At 64.5% G+C, this 16,508-nt stretch carries 14 protein-coding genes; 3 read left to right on the plus strand and 11 right to left on the minus strand.

The genetic code is table 11. The annotated features are described in order from the left end of the window. Window positions 1-29: 29 nt before the first annotated feature. Entirely contained in the window at window positions 30-551 is a 522-nt protein-coding gene (locus ACIQ17_RS11315; protein WP_398468494.1) for a BA14K family protein, read from the minus strand. Between the two features lie 272 nt (window positions 552-823). Between ACIQ17_RS11315 and ACIQ17_RS11320 the strand changes: the two genes are divergently transcribed. Beyond that, the gene (locus tag ACIQ17_RS11320; RefSeq protein WP_398468496.1) at window positions 824-1,234 is read left to right on the plus strand and encodes an NADH:ubiquinone oxidoreductase subunit NDUFA12; all 411 of its coding nucleotides are present in this window, start codon (window positions 824-826) and stop codon (window positions 1,232-1,234) included. A gap of 78 nt (window positions 1,235-1,312) precedes the next feature. Here ACIQ17_RS11320 and ACIQ17_RS11325 read toward each other — a convergent pair whose 3' ends face one another. Further along, a complete protein-coding gene (locus ACIQ17_RS11325) occupies window positions 1,313-1,999 on the minus strand; it encodes a DJ-1/PfpI family protein (RefSeq protein ID WP_398468498.1) in 687 nt (228 codons plus the stop codon). A 122-nt stretch (window positions 2,000-2,121) separates the two neighbouring features. Between ACIQ17_RS11325 and ACIQ17_RS11330 the strand changes: the two genes are divergently transcribed. Beyond that, window positions 2,122-3,081, plus strand: coding sequence for a GlxA family transcriptional regulator (locus ACIQ17_RS11330; protein ID WP_398468500.1), 960 nt, complete (start codon window positions 2,122-2,124; stop codon window positions 3,079-3,081). Window positions 3,082-3,089: 8 nt separating this feature from the next. Here the strand turns inward: ACIQ17_RS11330 and ACIQ17_RS11335 are convergent, their stop codons facing one another. The 6 genes from ACIQ17_RS11335 to ACIQ17_RS11360 all read right to left on the minus strand — a co-directional run bounded on the left by ACIQ17_RS11335 (window position 3,090) and on the right by ACIQ17_RS11360 (window position 10,964). Beyond that, entirely contained in the window at window positions 3,090-4,034 is a 945-nt protein-coding gene (locus ACIQ17_RS11335) for an alpha/beta hydrolase (RefSeq protein WP_398468502.1), read from the minus strand. Window positions 4,035-4,057: 23 nt separating this feature from the next. Then, window positions 4,058-4,837 carry an SDR family NAD(P)-dependent oxidoreductase gene (locus ACIQ17_RS11340; RefSeq protein WP_398468504.1) on the minus strand — a complete coding sequence of 260 codons (780 nt, stop codon included), beginning with the start codon at window positions 4,835-4,837 and terminating at the stop codon, window positions 4,058-4,060. 219 nt (window positions 4,838-5,056) lie between these two features. After that, window positions 5,057-5,329: a hypothetical protein gene (locus tag ACIQ17_RS11345; RefSeq protein ID WP_398468506.1), complete on the minus strand. Its 273-nt coding sequence runs from the start codon at window positions 5,327-5,329 to the stop codon at window positions 5,057-5,059. A gap of 3 nt (window positions 5,330-5,332) precedes the next feature. Next, a complete protein-coding gene (locus ACIQ17_RS11350; RefSeq protein ID WP_398468508.1) occupies window positions 5,333-6,568 on the minus strand; it encodes a peptidoglycan-binding protein in 1,236 nt (411 codons plus the stop codon). Window positions 6,569-6,624: 56 nt separating this feature from the next. Next, on the minus strand, window positions 6,625-8,664 hold the full coding sequence (locus ACIQ17_RS11355; RefSeq protein ID WP_398468510.1) for a hypothetical protein: 2,040 nt from the start codon (window positions 8,662-8,664) through the stop codon (window positions 6,625-6,627). A gap of 35 nt (window positions 8,665-8,699) precedes the next feature. Continuing rightward, window positions 8,700-10,964, minus strand: coding sequence for a hypothetical protein (locus ACIQ17_RS11360; protein WP_398468512.1), 2,265 nt, complete (start codon window positions 10,962-10,964; stop codon window positions 8,700-8,702). 51 nt (window positions 10,965-11,015) lie between these two features. Here ACIQ17_RS11360 and ACIQ17_RS11365 point away from each other — a divergent pair, with 51 nt between their 5' ends. After that, window positions 11,016-11,291: a hypothetical protein gene (locus tag ACIQ17_RS11365; RefSeq protein ID WP_398468514.1), complete on the plus strand. Its 276-nt coding sequence runs from the start codon at window positions 11,016-11,018 to the stop codon at window positions 11,289-11,291. On the opposite strand, the gene ACIQ17_RS11370 is transcribed toward ACIQ17_RS11365, so the two are convergent. Genes ACIQ17_RS11370 through ACIQ17_RS11380 form a run of 3 tightly spaced genes read right to left on the minus strand, consistent with a single transcriptional unit; the run spans window position 11,249 to window position 16,505 of the window. Then, a complete protein-coding gene (locus ACIQ17_RS11370) occupies window positions 11,249-13,678 on the minus strand; it encodes a hypothetical protein (protein ID WP_398468516.1) in 2,430 nt (809 codons plus the stop codon). The two genes, ACIQ17_RS11365 and ACIQ17_RS11370, sit on opposite strands and share 43 nt — an antisense overlap. Next, window positions 13,678-15,909, minus strand: a complete 2,232-nt coding sequence (locus ACIQ17_RS11375; protein ID WP_398468518.1) for a hypothetical protein — start codon at window positions 15,907-15,909, stop codon at window positions 13,678-13,680. The genes ACIQ17_RS11370 and ACIQ17_RS11375 overlap by 1 nt, the downstream gene beginning before the upstream one ends. Then, a complete protein-coding gene (locus ACIQ17_RS11380) occupies window positions 15,909-16,505 on the minus strand; it encodes a hypothetical protein (protein ID WP_398468520.1) in 597 nt (198 codons plus the stop codon). Before ACIQ17_RS11380 ends, ACIQ17_RS11375 begins: the two co-directional genes overlap by 1 nt. Window positions 16,506-16,508 lie beyond the last annotated feature (3 nt).

The following is a 16,508-nucleotide window of genomic DNA, read 5'->3' on the forward strand; positions in this document are numbered from 1 at the left end:
GTCGCCCTCGATCGTGATGGCATCAGACGTTACGGGCAGGCGTGGCGCTGGCCGTCATAGCCGAGATACGTGCCGGTGCGCACGTTGTACGACTTGTAGGTGCGGATGCAGTAATCGACATCGCCGCCGCTGCTGCGCGGTGCGACTTCAACGACATCCGGCGCATCGTCGTAGTCATAATAACGGCTGCCGTAATAGGGGCTGCCGCCGTAGTAACCGTAGGAATTGCCATAATAGCTGCTGGCCGCCAGGCCGCTGCCAATGACCGCGCCGGCTGCGAAGCCAGGGCCGAAGCCGCCACCGCGCCAACCGCCGCCACGCCAGCCGCCGCCATGGTGCCAGCCACCGCCGCCGAAGCGTGGGCCGCCGCCATGCCAACCACCACCGCCGCCGCCGAAGCCGCGGCCACCGCCGCCAATGGCCACGCCACCTCCGCCGCCACCCGGGCTGCCGATGACCACGCGCTTCTCAATTGCGAAGCTCGGCGTCGCCATGGCCGGGATCGCTACCGCCGCAAGCGCCGCAATGCTCAGAACCTTCAAACCAGTCATCGTCTTCTCCTATCTGGATATGTTCCCAACAGTCTCGCGCAGAGCATGTTCCGCGCGGTTAGCGCATATCTTGGGGCCATTTCGCGCTGTGTCCGATGTACAAGGCATGAACAAAGCGCTGCATTGCCTGTGACTTAGATGTGATCTCGAAAGCAGGCCGCAGAGGTGGTCTCACAAACAGTTGCGAGCGGCGATGCGTCGCGTCGGCAACTGGACATTTGGCGGTCCCGATGGCATCAACGGCCGACGAATTCCCTGGAACGGCTCAAAACATGAAACAGTTTTTGCTGAAATTCTTCACCTGGTGGAGCGGATCGACCTTCGGGACCGATCTGTGGACCAGCCGATTCGGCGAACTGGTGGGCACCGACGAGCAGGGCAACCGCTATTACCGCACCAAAGGCGGCAAGATTGACCCAACGCTGGGCTTCGAGCGCCGCTGGGTGATCTATAACGGTTATGCCGAAGCGAGCCGCATTCCGACCGGCTGGCATGGCTGGATCCATCACACCACGGACGTCGTGCCGAGCGAGCAGGATTACCAGCCGCGCGAATGGCAGAAGCCGCATCTGCCGAATCTGACCGGCACGCCGGCAGCCTATCGCCCGTCGGGCTCGACGCTGGCTTCGGGCCGCCGCCCCAAGGCGACCGGCGACTACCAGGCCTGGACGCCCGGCTCGTAATCGCCAGCTCCGAATCTGAAGAAAGCCGCGCTTGGCGACATGCGCGGCTTTTTTTGTTGGCCGGGTGACGCGGCCTGCTTACGCGCCCAGCTTCTCGGCCGCGCGCGCGACCTTGGCCTCGCGCTGCTTCCATCCGCCGGCGCGTTCGGTCAAAGCTGACACGACATCGACCGGTGCGCTCTCCGGCGAGCCAGCATCGAAAGGCGGCGCCGGATTGTATTCGATCCCGAGCTGGATCATTTCTGCGGTCTTGCGGTCGAACATCAGCGACACCAGTGTCAGCGCGAAATCGATGCCGGCGGTGACGCCGCCGCCGGTGACACGGTTGCGATCGACGCAGACGCGTGACGTGTCCAGGGTCGCGCCGAAACGGGACAGGAAGGATCGCGCCGACCAATGGGTCGCCGCACGATATCCTTTCAGCAGGCCAGCGGAGCCCAGCACCAGTGCGCCCGTGCAGACCGACGTGATGTAGCGCGCGCTGGCGGCCTGCTTGCGCAGGAAGGCGAGGATTTCTTCGTCGAGCATCGCATCGTCGGCACCTGCGCCGCCGGGCACACAAATCACGTCGAGTTGCGGACAGTCGGCAAAGGTCGTGGTCGGCAGGAAGGTGAGCACGGTGTCGCTGGTGAGCGGCTCGATGCGCTTCCAGATGAGATGCACCTCCGCGCCGGGAACGCGTGACAGGACCTGCAGCGGACCGGTGAAGTCAAGCTGCGTGACATTCGGAAACAGAACGAAGCCGATGCGGATGGGTGAGGCCATGACGATCTCCTGACGGGCGGGCAGCTGGCTGCTTGACCGCCTCACTGTGTCATGATGGCATGACGTCCGAAATGTCTAATATCCCTCGATATCGGACATTCATCTGTCACGAAGGCCTGACCATGATCGGCATACTCGTCTTTCAGAAATTTCAGTTGCTCGATGCCGCCGGGCCGATTGCGGCGTTCGAGATTGCGGGCCGGGTCGCGGGCGTGCCGTCGACGATCAAGGTGATTGCCGCCGATGCCGGAGAGGTCGCGAGTTCGTCGGGCGTGACCTTGCTGGCACGCGGCTTAAGGTCAGTTGCCGGTCTCAACACATTGATCATTGTCGGTGGGGAAGGCGTACGCGCGGCCGCCGCCTGTCCGCGGATCCGCGCATTCGTGCGCAACGCGGCCCGGCGGGGATGCCGCGTCGCCAGTGTCTGTTCGGGCACCTATGTGCTCGCCGAAGCAGGCTTGCTCGATGGCCGGATGGCCACGACGCATTGGCGGCATACGCGGCAGTTCCTGACCGCCTATCCGCGCGTCAGGCTGACGCCGGACCGCATCTTTGTTCGCGACGGCAATATCTGGAGCTCGGCTGGCATCAGCGCCGGTATCGATCTCGCACTCGCCATGATCGTTGAAGATCACGGTGAGGACGTCGCGCGGGCTGCGGCGCGCCAGCTCGTGCTGTATCACCGTCGCGGTGGCGGCCAGTCGCAATTCTCGTCGCTGCTCGAACTGAAGGCGCCCACAGGGCGCTTTGCGCCGCTGCTGAGTTGGGCGCGTGAGCGTCTCGATCAGGCGCTCACGGTGGAGCAACTGGCGGAGCAGGCCGGCATGAGTGCACGGCATTTCACGCGGGCCTTCATCGCGGAGACCGGAGCGACACCGTCGAAGGCCATCGAGCGCCTGCGCGTGGATGTCGCCAAACAGCGGGTCCAGGACAGCAGCGAAGCCATTGAACAGATCGCGGAAGTCGCTGGATTTCGCGATCCCGAACGCATGCGGCGGGCTTTCATCCGCAGCTTCGGGCAGCCGCCGCAGGCCATGCGCCGCGCCGCGCGCGCGGCGGCCGTCGAGACGCGATCAGCCTGATCTGGTCGTCACAGCGACTTCAGCCATCCACCAATGTCATGCAGCGCCTCATTGGCCTTTGGCAGGATCTTGCCCATGGTGATGAAGCCATGGAATTGGCCGGGATAGGTTTTGAGCTTGACCGCGACGCCGGCGTCGGCGAGGCGCCTGGCATATTCATCGCCTTCGTCGCGCAGGGGGTCGGCGCCCGCAATCAGCACGTAAGCGGGCGGCAGGCCGTTCAGGTTCTCCATCCGCGCAGGAGACGCACGCCAGTTGTCGATATCGGCGGCTTTGTTGAGATAGTGGTCCGCGAACCAGCGGATCACATTATGCGTGAGCAGGCAGCTCGTTTCCGGCTCGCTGTGCGAGGGATGGTTCATGCGGAAATCGGTGGCCGGATAGATCAGCATCTGGCCTTTGAGCTTCGGCCCGTCGTTGTCGCGCGCATCGATGGCGACGATGGCGGAGAGGTTGCCGCCCGCGCTGTCGCCGCCGACGGACAGATGCTTCACATCGATATTGAGCTGCACCGCATTGTCGGCGATCCAGCGCGTGGCGGCGATGGCATCGTCGATGGCGGCCGGAAACTTGTGTTCGGGCGCGAGGCGATAGTCGACCGAGATCACCAGCATCTCGCCTTCATAGGCGAGGAAGCGGCACACCACGTCATGGCTGTCGAGGTCGCCGATCACCCAGCCGCCGCCATGGAAGAACACCAGGCAGGGCGACATCCCGTCCTGCTGGCGGAGCGTCTTCGGCGTGTAGAGACGGGCAGGGATCGCGCCAGCCGGTCCGGGAATGGTGAGCGCCTGCACGGATGCCAGCTCCGGTGGCTCCGGATTGGCGACCGGCCGGGCCTTGAGATACCATTCGCGCGCTTCCGGCGGCGTCAGCGTCTCGTAGGGCGGACGGCCGGCATCGCGGAAGACATTCAGGACGGCATTGGCATCGGGATCGAGAACGACGGGCATGATCTGCTCTTCTTGGTTTTGGGTTATGCCGAGGTGCGGCCGCCATCGACGGTATAGGCAGAGCCAGTGACATAGCTCGCATCGTCCGAGGCGAGAAACGCCACGATGGGCGCGACCTCCCTTGCGAGGCCGAGCCGGCGATGCGGTACGCGGTCCACGACCTTCTCCACCGGTGCGGGCGAGCCGCGGCCGACGCGGGCATCCGTGATGGCCGAGAGCATGCGGCTGTCGATCAGGCCGGGGCAGACCGCATTCACGCGCACATTGGTCCCGGTGCATTCCTGCGCGGCGCTCTTGGTGAGGCCGATGACCGCATGCTTGCTGGCGCTGTAGACCGCGATTTCGGGCGAGCCGATGATGCCGGCGATCGACGCGGTGTTGATGATCGAGCCGCGATCCTGCTTCAGCATCACCGGCAGCACATGCTTCATGCCGAGAAAGACGCCGACCACATTGACGTCGAGCACCTTTCGGAAATCGGCGAGCGAGGCCTTCACGATCGGCGTGATCGTGCCCTCGATGCCGGCATTGTTGTAGAAGATATCGATGGTGCCGAAGCGCTTCACCGCAGCGGCGACATAGCCGATCACGTCTTCCTCGCTGGTGACGTCGGCGGTGATGGAGAGGGCTTCAGCGGAGGCGGGGAGGCCCGAGACCGCGCGCGCGAGGGCCGCAGCATCGCGGTCCACAGCGACGATCTTCGCCCCGCGTGCGGCAAGCAGCTTGATGGTTTCGGTGCCGATCACCCCGGCAGCCCCGGTGACGACAGCGATCCTGCCATTCAGACGAATTCCGTCGGCCATATGCGTTCTCCCTGATGCACTCCGGTTGTCCCGGATTGGCGGTCGGTCGATCCGGCTCTCCGTGAACTATTTCACGCACGGGAGAGGCTGACCAGACGGTGGTATGGGAAGCATGGCGCCCTTCCGTCGCCGCATTCGGCGTGCTAGTGGACACCCCAATAAAATCAAAGACTTGCGTGTCTCATAGGCGGCGTTTTTTGCCGTTTTCTTGCAAAAGTCTCACGCCGCGATGCGGTCGATCTTGTCGCTGATTTTTTCGAGGCGGCCGGCAAACTCGCCGCGGAAATCGGCGATGCTTTTTTCGACGCGTCCGACTACGAGGCCGAAGCTGTCTTTGCTCACAAACTCGTCTCGCGCCCAGATCTCGACCTGATAGGTCTTCTCCTTTTGAGCCCAGAGCTGAGTTGCCAGCCACCACACGGCACCGCACAACGTCCCGATCAGGGCGACCAGCAAGCCGATCGCCGAGATGATAAGGCCGGCATGTTCCATTGATCAGCGATCCGCCCGCGAGAGAAAGCCCTGCTTGAACAGGACAACAACGTTCAGCACGCCCATGGCGACCTTGAACAGAAGATACAACCCGGCGGCGACCGCGAAGATCCACCAATGGGCGAAGCACCAGGCCGCAACATTGATGATCGTCTGGAACACCGTCGCGATCGTGCCGAGCGTGTCCTGGGCGGTCTGCAGCGTGTCGTTCGCCTTGCCGAGCAAGCCTGACTGATCAACCCCGCCGCCAATACCGAGCAGACCGAGCAGCCAGCCGATATTTCCGAAACCGTCGAGCGTCTTGATCTGGCTGTTGCCGCTGTCGCGCAGATCCTTCGCTGTCGCATCAGCACGCGCGGCCGCCACACGGCGCGGCCCGGCCGTCAGGAGAGCGGAGGCGAACTCGGCGTCGATTGCTTCCGAGGGCTTCAGCCCGTTCTGCTTGCGGAATTCCCTGATCGCCGATTTCGTGCGGTCGCCCATCAGGCCATCCGGGTTGCCGACTTCCGTGTAACCTTTGCTCGAAAGCATTTCCTGCTGATCATACAGAACAGCGTCGCCGTCGGGATGCAGACCCGGGCGCGCCTTTTCGGGCGTGGTGACGACCGCAGCGTCCTTGCCGCGCAGGACATTCCACAGAGTCGACAAGATGCCTGGACGCTTCACCGCGACCGGCGCCGGCGCCGTCACCACGTCGGACGGCGCGGCTGCGGCCGGTGTAGCCGCCGGTTTGCTGCGGGCAAGCGCCTTGCCGAACACGATGCGCTGCGCCTCGATCCAGTCAGCGGCGGGCCATGGCATCGCCTTGCCGGCCTCGTGCGCAGCCTGCGCCTTCAGGAAAGCAATGCCCGACGGGCCCGACCAGAACGCATCGTTCATGATCGTGTCATCGGTCAGGCCGGGCACCCGCTTTTTGCAGTAGGCAATATAGTCGGGAACATTGTTGCCACCCGACCACGTCGCGATCGCGTCGGCGAAGCGCTTGTTTTTATACTTTGGCGAAGTGCGCCAGAGGTCCAGCTGCGCGCAGATGCCCTGCACCGGGGTGTCAAACACTGCGATATTGTTGCCCTGGCCGGTGCCGTCACTGAGATACACCGTCTGCGTCGATCCCCATTTGAGCGGGATCTTCGCATTGGTGGGCACCGTCGCGCCGCCGGCCGGCCGCTTGCCGGTGCGCCCCCACATGGCGCCGGGGTTTCTGTAGCGGATTGCAGCGGGATCTCGTTTTGCAGCCATGGCGCACCTCGCGGTTGAGGTCGCACCATGGCGTGCGGACAGCGGTGTTAACTCGGCTACTCGGCCGGCTCCCAGAACCACGTCGCTGTCGCCGCTAGCGAGGCTGGGATCATGATGCTCTGGCCAGGCTCCAGCCTGATCGGAATTGTGGAGATCGGACCGACCGCGACGCGTTGTCCGCCGGACGAATAGTCGTGCCAGGCACGCTTCCAGATCTGCAGCGTCGCTGCGTTGGCGCCCAGCGCATCACCGTACACATAGACGATGGCCGCCTGTCCCCATCGGTTTTTGAACCACGTTCCGCGCGGCGGCATCACGGGCTGGACCGACACAGGCGACCCGGGGCCGGGCGGCACTGACACATTGCCGTCCCAGAAACTGCCGTTGCGCACCTTACCGATCAGGCTCTGGTTGTTTCTGCGCAGGATGAGCCCGTGGCCGCCGTAGACGCCAGCAATGTCGCTGTCATGGTTCTTGATGATCGCAATGCGCACGTCCCCGATGAGGTGACCTTCTGCGAGCAGACCTTGCCCGTCGGTGACATCGAAGACCCAGTCGCAAAGCGTCATCGTGCCGCCACTGATCTTGTTGAAGCCGTTGCCGCCAGCGTTCGGATTGTCGCACTTGAAGCACGTGCCAAGAACTTCCCAGTCTACATTGAACCACGTACAGCCGAAGACCGAGCCGTTCCCGGCGATGTGGGTGCCGATCCTCGCATTGCCGTTCGCGCCGTGGAATTCGGTCATCGTGCAGTGCTGGACTTTGTGCGCGGTGCCGTAGAAGTCCGCAGCGCCGCCACCATGCGAAGCCGGCACGCCGCCGCAATTTGCCGTCAGATAGCACCAGCTGGTAACGAGGCCGGAGGTCAACACGCCGATGCTGTTGACGCTAGGCGCACGATTGGCGACGACGATCGGACCGAACCAGGTGCCGTTGAAATAGCAGGAGGTGTTGCCGCTGGGGAGTGTGTCGCCTTCGCCGATGAGAAGTCCGATCCCGTTCGTGCAATAGGACTCCACCGTGAAGCCCGCAAATTTGCCGTAGAAACACGCGTACTGGCCCGCAGACACCGGCCCTGTTCGATTGGTGATCTGAAATTGCGGCGAGGGGACCGACGTATCGATCATGAATGTCGTTTCGCCTTCGCCCGCACCGAGGAAACTGGTGCACACGATGGCGCCGACATCGAACAGCACTTGCTGCGCCCAGCGATACCTGCCAGGAGGCACGAGCAAATATGTCTTGAGCAGCCGCGCCGTGGTGTACGCTATGTTGAAGGCTGCACTGTCGTCGGTCCCGACACCGCGCGAGATGCAGTCCGCCTTGGCGCCGAACATCTGCGGCGTGACGGGCGAGCTCGCCAGCTCCCACCACGCGCCATCCGCGGATTGAAATTTGCCGGCATGCGAAGGCTGCGACATCACGCGCCGATACAAGGCACCGCCATTGTCTCCCGGCACCGAGTAGCCAGCCGTTGAAACGTAGGTTACGCCGGGGCCGATATTCGAGACGCGCGCGGCGTCGCGGCTAGGAAACGCGGGAGACTGCAGGCCCGACACAGCAAGCGCGTTGATCTGCAGCTGCAGCGTGCCGTCGCGCGTGTCGACATATCCTTTCGTCGTCGCATCCGTCGGCAGCATCGGCTCGCCCAGATTGCGCAGCCGCAAGCCGAACATATTGCCGAGACTGGCCAGCGCCGAACTGTTCAGATCGCGCCTTACTTCCTGCAGCGCGAGGACGAGCTTGTCGATTTCCGCTTCCAGCTTTTGCGACTGCAACACGCCGGCGCGGGTGACATCCGTTGTGCGATCGGGGATCCGCACGCCGCGGATCTCCAGCTGGCTGCTCGCCGGCAGGGCGGCGTTCAGCGTCACCATGAAAAGGGCTGGGAAGGCCGTCGACGGTGACGCGGGCGTGACGGTGTACAAATTGCTTTCAATATAGGCTGCATTGCCGCCGCCGGGTGGCGACGACAGGAGCGCGACATCCCGCGCGTCGTAGAGCACGAACGGGATCGGGCCGAAGACAGTTTGTCCCGGGCCGGTGACGAAGCTCACCGTGCGGGTGCCGCGAGGGATCGGAAAGGTCAGGCTCATGGCGCGGATGATCGCCGCGCCGGCCCGGTGTTAACTCAGGGCGCGACCAGCTGAGGTGCTCGATCTGGAACCGGCTCGCCGGGCCGCCACCAGTAGCCCTGGCCATGTTCGCGGAGCGCCTTGCGTTCTTCCTCGCGCCAGCGCCGATGGGCGTTCGGATCGACCTGATATTGCAGCTGATCGAGCACCAGGCGCTTCCATGCGAGCCGCGCCTGCCACGCCGAGGACACGATCGGCATGTAGCGGCCGGCGAATTGCACTGCCTCGCGTCCAAAATTAGTATCTTTGCCGAGAATAGCCTGCCGAGCGTTACCCACCGTCAACTTGAACAGATCTGTCACGAGCCCGATGGTCGGGCCGGCGGCCTGTTCGCCCAGCGAGTAGCCCATCCGGTTGACGTCCGCGAGCAGGAAGTCGCCAAAGATGCCGAACCCGCCGCCGGTAGCCATCCCCTGCAACACGGTAGCCGTGCTCATCTTCTGCGGATCTTTGCCATTGGCAATCTGCTTGAGCTGCGTCGCGACGATGCCGCCAATCGTGAGCGGGATCATCAGCGCCGCCGCATAGCCGATACCCTTGCCGCTGGTGAAGCCGCCTTCCTGGGCGACGGTTTCCAGCTGTAGTGTGGTGAGCGACATCGAGAACGATTTGAACTGCGTGAAGCTCTCCAGCAGTTCGGTCGCGAAAGATCCTTTGGGACCGGCGCCGATCGCAAAGGATTTAGATCGCGCGGTCCCGGTCGGGACCGCACGTTCGGTTTCACCGAGGATCATTTCGAGATAGCGTTCTGCTACCGCGCGATCGGTCGCCGCGATATCGAGAGGGCGCAACCAGCCCGCCGATCCCTTTTGCGGAATATGCGGAGCCACAGCGCGCATCGTGTCCCACTGCGCCGCGTCGAAGCCGTACCCTTCCATCTTTGCTCGCAGCTGCTGCGGCAACTGATCGAAGGTCTTGCCGGTCATGTCGGCAAGGTGAGACTGGAAGTCGAGGGCGAACACCGACCTGCGAGCTTCAGTCATCGGCGCTAGGCCGGTAAGCGACACTGTGCGGTCAGCAAGCCAGCGCGACCAGGTGTGGCCGCCGAGCGTGCCGGCGTAGCGCGCTTCATCACCAGCGATGTGCAGGAACTCTTCCATGATGAGACCGGAGCGCAGCGCCTGGTCGCGCGGCGCACCAGTCATCGCGTCAATCACGCGTGACACTTGCCGCATGATCGGTAGACCGCTCATCATCGTCGAAACCGTATCCGCCCACACCTTCGCGTTGGAGCCCAGCAGATTGCCTGCACCAATGCCGATCGCCCGGCGGGCCGCAGCATCAACCGCAACGTCAGTTGCCGCCGCGGTGATCACAGCCGAGCCGAGCGCCGCCGATGTGATCAAGTTGCGAACATCGCCAGTGAATGTCGAAACCGACTGCGAGATCGTTCGCCGGCCGCGGATGAACCCATAGAGATCCTCGATCCGCTGCGCAGCCTTGCCTCCGAATTCTGACTTTGCGCCGATCGAGAACGTCTTGTCGTGGAACAGGGAGGGGTCGCCGACCATGCTTTTCGCATGCTCGCTCGACACCACCTGTTTCAGCCACTCGACCGTCGCGCCCGGGTTTGGGCCGAGGATCTCCATGTTGGCGATGTCGCCGGCCATTCCTTTGATGTGCTGGAAGATCGCCGCGATCGGGTCTCCGCGGCCGAAATCGCGGGCATAGTCCAACCAGTCGTCGGGGGACTTGAAGTGCAGAAAGCGGTGCTCGGCGCGCTGATTGGCTAAGGCGCCGTTGCCGGTGGCTTGCGCCGATGGCGCGCGGTCGATCACGCCGTCGGTGACAACGCTACGCCAGATCTTGCGCAGGCTTTCGTCCAGCCGGGCAGGGATGAGAGGGCCTCCCGTCAACGGATCCTGCATGCGCGCCAGATCGAGCCGCGGGGAGATATAGGCTTTCCATGCGTCGAAACCGGCCGCCTGCAACGCCCGCGGGTCGTGCCACTGTGGAATATAGCCCCCCTTCAATTCACCGATTTCACCGCCGGCCGCGTTGAAGCGCTCGCGCAGGCGATCGAACGCGCCTGTCACCGCGTCGGCCATCGCCTTCACCTCCGGCTTGCCGGTCGGCTGGCCGAGGATCTCGCGAACCAGATCGGTCTCCGCCGGCTTGCTGTGGCGAAAGCCGGTGATCGAGTTGCGCTCAAAAGCCTGCAGCACGTCCGCCATCTCGCCATGGATGACGGAGACGATCGAGTTGGTTCTACCCTTCACGGACGAGGTCCCGCTGTAGCCGTAGTTTTCGAGCAGTCGCATCGCGCCTTCAAACACATCAGCCTTGCCATCTGGGCCAGTATAGGAGCGAAGATGTGCGGCGATCTCGGTTCGCTTTTGTGCGGAAAGGCTGGCGAGATAGCGCGTGCGCTGAGCGGCCGCATTGAGCTGCTGGGCGAGGGCAGTCTGCGCCGCCGCATTCGGATTGGCATTCCCGGCGGCGGCAAACGCCGCGACATGCGTATTGTAGCGCTGCAGCAGATCGTCCGCCTGCTGTTGCGTGATCTCGCCCGCGCTGACGGAGTTGGTGAGACAGCTCTGGATGGTCATAGCCGGCAGCCCTTGATGAGATTGGCGAGCCCCTCCTGATGATCCGCCATCATGCCGACGGCTTCAGGTGTGGACAGGATCATGGTGCCGTCCTCGCGCATCATCGGCACGAGGTCCATGACGTCGCGACGCGAGCCGTCCGGCATGTCGATCGCTACTGGCGGGTCTCCCGGCGCTCGATCGCCGCCGCCAGCGCCTCGTGGTTGCGCGCCATTTGCTCCGCCTGCTCCGGCGTCGGCGCGTCCGGCTGTCCCGCCACCTGGCGAAGGGTCGCCGCCATCTCGCGGTGCTGGTCCGCCGTCAAAAGGAATGTCCCAGCCATCGATCTCGCTCACTTTCGTGTTCTGGACGCGCGCTGCAGCAACCGCTTCAAAGCGGTCGGCGTCCTCCATAATAGCACGCTCGTAGGCGGAGAGCACGTCGGTCCCGCCTTCCTTTGTCATGATCTGCACAACCCGATCTTCGATCGCCTTGTCGATCTGGAAGGCGTTGTCGCCCGACGTCAGGGCGATGTCGTCATGCAGCTGCGCGATGATTTGATGGGCATCCCGATCCGCGGTATCGCGCTCGATCGGTATACGGTCGAGCTTATACTGGCGCTGCCCTCGACTTTCGGCATCGAGCCGGTCCAGCAGATCGCGCGGAATGAGGCTGCCCTCCGCGCCGGAGACGTCGGCCGCATCGAACATGTAGCCGCGCTCCTTCGCCAATCGCAGGGCATCATCGAGATCGCGGCCGGCGGGCCGGACCAGCGGTCCGAAGCTCGGCACGAATGGCCCCCGCGCGGTGCCGAAAATCGCGGCCAATTCGGGATCCGGTTTTAAGCCGCCTTCGCGGGCGAGCATCTCGAACAGTGACCAGGTTTCTGGGTCCGCTGCAGCGCGGCCGCGGGGCGTTCGCGGCAAGACTGGCGGAGGTGGGTTTGTATCGGATATCGCAGCCCGCCTACGCGCCTCGCCCTCAATTGCATCGGCCGCAACCAGGCGAGCTTCCGCGGGCGTTTCCGGCGCCGCCTGGGCGAGGCGGGCCAGCACTGGTGCGTCCATGCTGGGATCTGGCGACAGCTCGCCCACGACCACGCCATGCTCCGGCGCGGCGCGGCCGGACTGCACCAGGCCGAACGCCTCGTCCGACAGGGCGGCTAGGCGGCCCGCCTGTTGCAAAGCCGGGTCGCCGGAGTGCAGGGCACCCTCAACCAGCGCCGGATCACCACGGAGCGCCGCAACGCCGTCCAGCGGTGTCACGGCCTCATCCATCACGCGCGCTGCAGCTGCGGTGTCGGGCGCCGTCACCGGCGGCGAGGCGACCGGCGGCGGCGGTTCGTTCGCGGGATCCTGCGCATGGCGGATGGCCTGCCGGGCGATCTCGTCGCCGGCGCCGGCCGGCAGACCTTCCGGCGCGTCAGCACGGGCGATGGCGGCGTGGCCGATGTCCTGCTCGGCCATGCCGAGGGCGGCTTTGGTTTCGGGATCGATCGTGGCGCCAAGGCTGCGGGCGGCCGCCTCTACATCGGCCGGGGTGCCGGTACCGTCCATGACGCGCTGCAGCGCCGCGCGATCGGCGCGGTAAAACTCGACACCGCCATGCACACCGCCGCCGATGATGGCGCCGAAAGCGAAGTTCAACCCGACATTTTCCAGCGACGGAACCACACCATTGCGCAGCCCGGCGTCACGTCGCCATTCCTGCACGGCCGGCTGTTCAATGGCGGAGATCCCGGCATTGAGCAGGCCTTGGCGCAGGGCGTTCCATCCGATGCGCGCGATGGCGGTGCCGGCGACGCTCTCGCCGCCCGTGGCGAACAGGGCCGCCACCTGCAGCGGATCCCGCGCGGCAGCGCCGAGGCCACCCACCAGCGATGCGAGGAAACCGCCTTGATGATTTTCCCCGTCATAGTCGGCGCTGATCGCGATCGCGCGCGCCTGGTCCTCGATCGACTGGCCGAAGTCGAGTGCCCTTGCCTTGTCAGGGTGGCTCGACAGAACCTCACCCATACGCTCGTCGAAGATCCGGCGCTGCTGCGCGATGATCGACGCATAGCGGTTGTCCTGCAGATTGCCGGCGCCGCCTTCCTCGTCGACGCGCCGCGAGGCATCGGCGAAATATCCGTCGCGAAACGGGTTCTCGAGAACGACGCCGGTTTGTTCCCGCACGATGGCAATGCGATAATCGGTCGCCTCCGCCATCGCGGCATTCTGCGAGCTGGTGAAGTTGACCAGCCGGTTCTGGCGATAGGCCGCGCGCACGCCAATGATGAAATCCTCGCGGTCCTTTCTGGTCGCATCGAAATCGTTCTCTGGACTGTTGACGCGGTCGAGGCCTTCCAGCGCGGAGCGATTGAGGTCTTTCAGCACCTCAGCCATGGTGGCGTTATTGCCGGGAGCGCCGAAGGTGATATCGGTCTCGCGGGGCTCGGAAAGAAACATCACGAGCCTCCCAGCATGGCGCGCGGCACCCGCGGCGCAAATTTCGTCACAGCCTCGAATGGCAGCACGAACGGCTTACCATCAGCGCCACGCATGAATTGCGGATCCTTCGACATCGGGTCGCCCATAGCGAAGCGATAGCCGCCATTGACGGCGACCGGCACCGCTGATGACAGGTCGCGCGCGGAGTAGGGCTTGCCGTCGCTGGTCTGCGGCGGGGTCGGCAGTGCTTTCAAGTCAGCATCGGTGATGCTGCCGATGACGTCCCGAAACGCTGAGGCGCGCACACCGGATGGCACCGGGACCATGCGCGAGCGACTAAACCAGCCGGTGCGATAGGAGCCGACGCCGCCATATTGCTCGCCGTTGATGAATGTCGCGCCCGCAGCTTCCTGCAACGCACGCTGGTAGATCGTCTCGGCTTCGCCGCCGGCCGGGTCGATGTTCGCGGCATTGATGCGCGTCTTGGCGATGGCGTCCGCCGTTGCTCTGATGCGGCCGCCATCTTCGCCCTGGGCAGCGAAAGCGGTGCCAAAGGTGTCGCGCACCACACGCCCGGCTGTTGTCGTCGGCACGCCCGGCAGATCCTTGCCGGTTTCTTGCCTTATCCGCGCCGCCTCAAATGCATCGCGCGCGGCCGACATGCTGCCACCATTGGCAATGATGTTGCCCGCCTGGGCGAGCAGCGGCGCATCCGACGAGATCTCGCGCAGGATGGCGGGCGCATCATTGCCGGCACCCTTCACCACGGCGCCGGCCAGCTGCAGCGCTGGCGCGCCGCCGCGATCGACGATTTCCTTCAGGCGCTCTTTTTCCTCCGGTCGCAGGAATACAGGCGCCCGGGACAATTCGGTCCCGATCGCGCGCGCCTGGCCGGTCCGGTCGCGGAACTGAGCGGCGAGGGTGGCGGCGTCGCCGGTCTGGGCATATGCCTGGAAATCAAGCGGCGCGATCGCCGGCACGAGACGCTTGTTCTCGGCATAGCCGAGCTGGTCGGTGTCGATCGCCTTGCGTTGCTTTTCCAGCTGCTGCTCGGCGAACTGCACGACCTCCGCGCTGGCGCTGGTGGACCCATCCTTGTTCACCTGGGCGCGCATGCCGGAGACCAGCTTGCCCTGATCCTCGATCGACATCCGCGACATCAAGGCCGCGACCTTCAGCTTCGCCTCGCCGGACTGCAGCAACACCGCGCCCTTCGGCGAGGTTGCGCCCGGCGCTGTCGCGAGCTGTGTCCATTCGCCGGAGGTGACGTTGAAGCCAGATGCAGCACGCTCGATATAGTCGTCGAGGTTCTTGCCGAGCTGGGTCACGCCGGTGTTGATCTCGGTGCGCTTGCTGTTTTGCAGCGCACCGAGATTGGTGTCGAGCGTGGCGTAGCCGTCTGCGCTAAGGCCCTCGAACTTTCCGGCCGCGAATTTCTTTTTGACGTTTTCGCGATAGGTCGCGATATCCTCTGGCGTCTTTAACGCTGCGGCCTGACCGAGCGCAGCTGACACAAGGGCATCATCGCGAAACTTCACCTTCAATTTCGCCCCGTGATCAGCAGACATGCTTTGATTTGCGACCTGCTCGTCGATTGCTTTGGCGTGCTCCGCAATGCTGCTTGCTACGATCTTTGCTGTGTCTGGACCGTTCGGGTCGAGCGCCGCGACCTTCGCGACCGTCGTCTGCAGCGTTGTCGTTTTTTCGATCAGCGATGCGCGGTTCTCGCTATGGGTCAGTTCCTCGAAATTGCCGAGCGCCTTGTTCTGATACGGGATCCGCATGCGCGCGAATTGGGCGTCGAATTCGCCGCGGATCTGCGGGAACACCTTGCCGTCCGGCCCGTCCTGCACATAGCGGCCGCGCAGTTCATCGAAAGCAGCCTTCAGGTTTTTGGGATTGTCCCGGTGCAGTTCAAACGTCGCCTGCATATCGGTGCGCATCTCGGCGTCGAGGCGATTGAGATAGGTCTTTGTCGCGGCATCGTTGAAGGCTTTGCCGCGGATGGTCAGCGATCCGTCCGGCCGGTAATGTGGATCGAGCCCGGCGACATTGCCAGCTTCCTTGCCTTCCTCCCGGGCGAGATCATCGGCGATCGCGCCAGTGGTGGCGGCCACGCGGCCGGCGGCGCTTGCCAGCTCACTCTCCGCAGATCCATCGGCGCGCGAGATCGGGATCAGTCCGTCGGGCAACAGGCCACGCGGCTTGAAGTCCTCGACGGCGACAGACCTTGCAAACTTATTGGGCATCACCCCCTCCGAGCGAGTTTCGCGCCACCTTCGAGGGCAAGCGCCGCAGCCGTGCCGAGGCCGGCTGCACTGGCGCCGGCGGCCTGGGCGCGGTAGTTGGCCGCACGCTCACGCAAGCGCGCGATGCGGAAATCCTGCGTGTCGGCATCGATCGACAGCGCGCGGTCGGCATCTTTCTGCGCCTGCGCGCGCGCGGCTGCCGGCGTGCCGAACGACAGGTCGACACCAGATGCCGCCGCAGCCACGTCGCGGTCGCCGATCGCCTGCGTCAGCGCGGCCTTGATGGAATTGCGCCGATCGGTGCCCTGGACGGTTTCGAGCTGCGCGGAGACGTCCGCGTCGGCGGCCTGCATCGTCAGTGCCTGCGCCTTGGCTTCGCCGGCGCGCTGGGCGTTCAAAACCGACAGAACTGTGGCGCCGCCGGATAGCACGCTCGCAACCGTCGACATGCCGCCGATCGCGCTCAGAAAGCCGCCACTTGCAGCTGCGGTACCGGCCGCACCTGCAGCCGCCGTTCCTGCCGCCGCTGTTCCTGCAGCCGCCGCGCCCGCGCCACCGATCGACGAGGCGAGGGAGCCGATCGCTGCGATTGCCATTTC

The sequence above is a fragment of the Tardiphaga sp. genome (assembly GCF_044340795.1).
Lineage (GTDB): Bacteria > Pseudomonadota > Alphaproteobacteria > Rhizobiales > Xanthobacteraceae > Tardiphaga.

Bases quoted from the DNA above. Each gene is read 5' to 3' on its own strand.
- ACIQ17_RS11315 (WP_398468494.1), bottom strand. From the start codon at position 551: ATGACTGGTTTGAAGGTTCTGAGCATTGCGGCGCTTGCGGCGGTAGCG.
- ACIQ17_RS11320 (WP_398468496.1), top strand. From the start codon at position 824: ATGAAACAGTTTTTGCTGAAATTCTTCACCTGGTGGAGCGGATCGACC.
- ACIQ17_RS11325 (WP_398468498.1), bottom strand. From the start codon at position 1,999: ATGGCCTCACCCATCCGCATCGGCTTCGTTCTGTTTCCGAATGTCACG.
- ACIQ17_RS11330 (WP_398468500.1), top strand. From the start codon at position 2,122: ATGATCGGCATACTCGTCTTTCAGAAATTTCAGTTGCTCGATGCCGCC.
- ACIQ17_RS11335 (WP_398468502.1), bottom strand. From the start codon at position 4,034: ATGCCCGTCGTTCTCGATCCCGATGCCAATGCCGTCCTGAATGTCTTC.
- ACIQ17_RS11340 (WP_398468504.1), bottom strand. From the start codon at position 4,837: ATGGCCGACGGAATTCGTCTGAATGGCAGGATCGCTGTCGTCACCGGG.
- ACIQ17_RS11345 (WP_398468506.1), bottom strand. From the start codon at position 5,329: ATGGAACATGCCGGCCTTATCATCTCGGCGATCGGCTTGCTGGTCGCC.
- ACIQ17_RS11350 (WP_398468508.1), bottom strand. From the start codon at position 6,568: ATGGCTGCAAAACGAGATCCCGCTGCAATCCGCTACAGAAACCCCGGC.
- ACIQ17_RS11355 (WP_398468510.1), bottom strand. From the start codon at position 8,664: ATGAGCCTGACCTTTCCGATCCCTCGCGGCACCCGCACGGTGAGCTTC.
- ACIQ17_RS11360 (WP_398468512.1), bottom strand. From the start codon at position 10,964: ATGCGACTGCTCGAAAACTACGGCTACAGCGGGACCTCGTCCGTGAAG.
- ACIQ17_RS11365 (WP_398468514.1), top strand. From the start codon at position 11,016: ATGTGCGGCGATCTCGGTTCGCTTTTGTGCGGAAAGGCTGGCGAGATA.
- ACIQ17_RS11370 (WP_398468516.1), bottom strand. From the start codon at position 13,678: ATGTTTCTTTCCGAGCCCCGCGAGACCGATATCACCTTCGGCGCTCCC.
- ACIQ17_RS11375 (WP_398468518.1), bottom strand. From the start codon at position 15,909: ATGCCCAATAAGTTTGCAAGGTCTGTCGCCGTCGAGGACTTCAAGCCG.
- ACIQ17_RS11380 (WP_398468520.1), bottom strand. From the start codon at position 16,505: ATGGCAATCGCAGCGATCGGCTCCCTCGCCTCGTCGATCGGTGGCGCG.